This is a genomic window from Cetobacterium sp. (assembly GCF_048470075.1).
Taxonomy (GTDB): domain Bacteria; phylum Fusobacteriota; class Fusobacteriia; order Fusobacteriales; family Fusobacteriaceae; genus Cetobacterium_A.
The window spans coordinates 1-4,325 of record NZ_DBGBQB010000375.1 but is presented as its reverse complement, the minus strand read 5'-3'; the positions used below and the strand labels follow the sequence as shown (position 1 = coordinate 4,325).

Annotated in this window: 5 protein-coding genes; all 5 read right to left on the bottom strand. The window is 32.3% G+C overall.

The features are described from left to right. Positions 1 to 814 (bottom strand): ATPase (locus ACMOUI_RS13035; protein WP_418966130.1); only part of this gene is annotated, 814 nt, incomplete at its 3' end. Then, positions 814 to 1,848, bottom strand: a complete 1,035-nt coding sequence (locus ACMOUI_RS13030; protein ID WP_418966129.1) for a rod shape-determining protein — start codon at positions 1,846 to 1,848, stop codon at positions 814 to 816. The genes ACMOUI_RS13035 and ACMOUI_RS13030, both read right to left, overlap by 1 nt. A gap of 13 nt (positions 1,849 to 1,861) precedes the next feature. Further along, positions 1,862 to 2,233 (bottom strand): Mini-ribonuclease 3, encoded by a 372-nt coding sequence (locus tag ACMOUI_RS13025; protein ID WP_418966128.1) that lies wholly within the window; start codon positions 2,231 to 2,233, stop codon positions 1,862 to 1,864. Then, positions 2,221 to 3,645, bottom strand: coding sequence for a cysteine--tRNA ligase (gene cysS, locus ACMOUI_RS13020; RefSeq protein ID WP_418966127.1), 1,425 nt, complete (start codon positions 3,643 to 3,645; stop codon positions 2,221 to 2,223). Before cysS ends, ACMOUI_RS13025 begins: the two co-directional genes overlap by 13 nt. An 11-nt stretch (positions 3,646 to 3,656) precedes the next feature. Further along, a partial coding sequence (locus ACMOUI_RS13015) for a hypothetical protein (RefSeq protein WP_418966126.1) occupies positions 3,657 to 4,325 on the bottom strand: 669 nt, incomplete at its 5' end.

Here is a 4,325-nt window from a genome sequence, read left to right as displayed (position 1 = left end):
CTATAAGTGAGATTGTATAGCTTAAAATCTCTTTTATAAACTCTCTATCTGAAGTGTTAGAGATTATCTCATCCACAAAGTACAACTTATCAATCAATGTTAAGTAGTCCTTTGTATTTAAAAAATCTCTTATTGATTTGTAAACTTCAACTTTATGTTGAAACTCTCCTGTATCTACCCAGTTCTTTATGTTATGTCCCACTCTTTCAAAGGAACACCCCTCATTTAAATCAATTGTAGGATTATTTTTATACTCTTCAATCTCTTTGGATTTTCCTAAGAAAAATCTATACTCCTCCTGAGTTACTCCAATCTCCTTGGCATCCTCTTGAAGAATATTCAATAGAATAGATCTGGATTTTATAGTTGGCAAAACATTTAATCCAGTGGAAGTCAATATAAAAAAGCTTCCACTATTTGGTTCCTCTATCATTTTTAAAAGTGCATTAGCCGATTCTTTTCTCAATTTTTCCACATCTCTTATTATATATATCTTTCTCTTCCCTTCATAAGAGTTTGTAGAATCTTTATAAGATAGCTCTCTAATTTTTTCGATTTTTATCCCTGTTATATCATCTAATATCTCTAAATCTCCATGAGTTTCACTTTCAATTCTCACACAGCTTTCACATACGTCACAAAAATCATCTCTATAGTTATCGCAATTTAAACTTTTCGCAAAGGCCTTTGCGAACTTTTTCAAAAGCTCTCTATCCACTCCATGAAACAGATATGTTCCTGACTCTCTTTGAAAATTTAACTCCCTTTGTAAAAACTCTATCGCTTTTTTATTGGAGTTTAAATCTTTAAACATTATCTCTCTGCCTTTTCAATCTTTCTTAAAATAGATATTTGGTCAAGAGCCATTCCAGCACCTTTAACAACACTCTCTAGAGGTGAATCTGCCAATCTTACATTCAACGAAGTGTGCTTTGATATCAGTTCAGGGAAATTTCTAATTAAAGAACCTCCGCCTGCCATAACTATTCCTCTATCTATTATATCAGCTGCTAACTCTGGTGGAGTTTTTTCTAAAACATCTTTTACACAAGTTACAATCTCCATTAAAGAGTCCATAATGGCCTCTCTTATCTCCTCTGATCCAACTGTGACAGACTTAGGTAATCCAGTTATTAAATCTCTTCCTTTTATTGTCATTGTTTCCTCTTCTGCTAAAGGAATAGCAGTTCCTATCTGCATCTTTATACTCTCAGCTGTTTTATCTCCAATCAACAAAGTATGTGTTTTTTTAATATATTTTATTATATCCATATCAAAGTTATTTCCAGCTGTTCTTATTGTTTTACTTACAACTGTTCCACCTAGTGATATTACAGCAACGTCTGTTGATCCACCACCAATATCTACTATCATGTTTCCTTCAGGAGCAGATATATCAATTCCTGATCCCAATGCCGCTGCTCTTGCTTCCTCTATCAAGTAAGCTTTTTTAGCCCCAGCTGAAAGAGTAGCTTCCAATACAGCTCTCTTCTCCACACCAGTAACATCTATTGGAACACAAATCATAACCTCTGGCATAAATAGTGAATATTTTCCAAATACCTTTTTTATAAAGTATTTTATCATTGCTTCAGTTATATCATAATCGGCTATAACTCCCTCACTTAAAGGTTTTACTGCCACTATTGAGTCTGGAGTTTTTCCCAACATATCCTTAGCTTCATTTCCAACAGCTAAAACTTTTCTACTCTCTCTTTCTACAGCTACAACAGATGGCTCATTTAGAATTATCTTCCCATGTTTTTTACTATATACCAACGTATTTGCCGTCCCTAAATCTATACCAATACTTCTACTAAATCCAGGTAGTTTCAATTTGAATCCCACTTACTATCACTCCTTAACCTAAGTTTTTTTCCACTATTTTATTTATTTCATCTAATTTTCCCTCTGTATAAAGCGCTCCAATTAAAGCTTCAAAAGCCGTCGCTTCCTTATATTCCATAACACTACACGATTTAGGAAAAGTTTTTATATTACTATTTTTAGCTCTATTTATCAATGTAAGTTTATCTTCATCTAGTTCATCAATTATATTTTTTAAATATCTGCTCTGAGCTTGTGCATTTACATGCTCCTTTACCAGTCTATTTAAATTTTTTATATTGTATCCCTTATTTATAAAATACGTTCTAATAGAAAGTTCCCAAACAGAATCACCTAAATATGCTAAAACTAATCCATTTGCTTCACGCACATCTAAATTGACCATGTTGTTTTTTCCTTTCCATCCTTTATTTTAATTCCCATCTCTAAAAGTCTATCTCTCACTTTATCTGAAAATGCCCAGTCCTTATTATCTCTAGCTTCTCTTCTTAATTCAAGTAAAAACTCTATTAACTCTGTTGTCATATCTCCCACTTGAACCTCAATCTTTAATAGAACTCCAAGTACCTCTTCCATAACAACTCTTATATATTCAATGCTCTCCTCTAAAACTTCAAATCCACTCTTTGAAATTTTTTCCTCTTCAGTTGCCTTATTTAACTCTTTTACTAGTTCAAAGATAGCTCCTATTCCACCAGCTGTATTAAAATCCTCATCCATACATCTAATAAACTTGTCTTTTGAGCTCTCTAAAACCTCTTTTAGTACAACTAGATCAGATCCACCATCCACTGGCTTAGAAGTTAATCTCTCTTTTCCTCTAACTACAGCATTTTCTATTCTTTCTAGTCCAGCTTTACTCTGAATCAACTCATTATCAGAGAAATCTATTGGCTTTCTATAGTGAGAACTCAATATAAAGAATCTCACTACTCTTCCCTCAAATTGCTCTAATACCTCTCTTAAAAGGAAGAAGTTACCCAATGATTTAGACATCTTTTCCCCTTTTACATTTATGTATCCATTGTGTATCCAATATCTTGCAAAATCTCCACCAGTTCCACATTTTGATTGAGCAATTTCATTTTCATGATGTGGGAATATTAAGTCCTGACCTCCACCATGTATATCAAATGTCGCTCCTAAATATTTATTTGACATTGCTGAACACTCAATATGCCACCCTGGTCTTCCCTTTCCCCAAGGAGAGTTCCAATATGGTTCTCCGTCCTTAGCCTTTTTCCAAAGAGCAAAGTCCAGTGGATCTCTTTTTATCTCTGAAACATCTATTCTAGCTCCACTTTTTAAGTCGTCAACACTTTGACCCGATAGCTCTCCATACTCCTGTTTGTAGCTATTTACATCAAAATATACATCCCCTTGTGATTCATACGCATAACCTTTTTCTATAAGAGTTTTTATGATTTTTATCATTTCACCAATATGCTCTGTTGCTTTTGGTCTTATCATTCCCTCCTCTTTTAGATTTACTTTTGCAGTATCTTCAAAATAGGCATCTATATATTTTTTTGCTATATCTTGTAGAGTAACGCCCTCTTCATTGGCCTTTTTTATCATTTTGTCATCAACATCTGTGAAGTTTTGAACATACTTAACTTTATATCCTCTAAATTCAAAGTATCTTCTTACAGTATCAAAAAATATAGCTGGTCTTGCATTTCCTATATGTATATAGTTATAAACTGTAGGTCCACACACATACATTGAAACCTCTCCCTCTTTTAGAGGTTTAAATATTTCTAACTCACTTTTTAGTGTATTGTATATTTTTATCATTTTATGTCCTCCTATTTAACTGCATTTAATAGATTAAGTGCTGTTTGCTCATTTAAAATTGTACTTATTCTCAATCTATCCTCTTCTGCTATTCCTTTTAATTCTGCTTTCCCAATCACTTTACCTTTTATTTTAACATCTATATCTCCTGATATAAACTGTTTTTCCTCTATTTTTACATTTGTTAAACTATCCTTTGGTAAAGTATCTGTTTTTGTACTATCTTTTGGAGCATTTATATAAACATTTGAAGAAACTCCCTCTATAAAACTATTTCTAAAAAAGTAATTCAAGAAAAATAAAAATGATCTCAACTCAGTGTCTCTTGTACTTCTTAAATAAAGTTTATTTCTCTCTATAACTCTCTCTCCAGCCAGTCCATCTTGAGATATTCCATTGAAACTTTTTATAATATCGTTTTTTCCACCTATATTGGCAGCTAATATTACCTGCTCCTTTTTATTCACATCTCCTGTTAATACAAGTTCATCAAAACCACCTAAAGGATTTTTCCCAAGATTTAATATCAGCATTCCAAGGTTATTTCCTCTTTCTCTATCCAATATTTTTAAAAGATTTTGATTAAAATATTTTTCATTTTTCAAAATTCTCTCAATATCTTTCTCTTTTTTTCCTATTAAAAAATTCCCTTTTTCTATTTTTAAATATATCTTTTCACC

What these genes read in the sequence shown, in the direction of transcription:
- cysS (WP_418966127.1), bottom strand. Translation starts at nt 3,645, where the DNA reads ATGATAAAAATATACAATACACTAAAAAGTGAGTTAGAAATATTTAAA.
- ACMOUI_RS13025 (WP_418966128.1), bottom strand. Translation starts at nt 2,233, where the DNA reads ATGGTCAATTTAGATGTGCGTGAAGCAAATGGATTAGTTTTAGCATAT.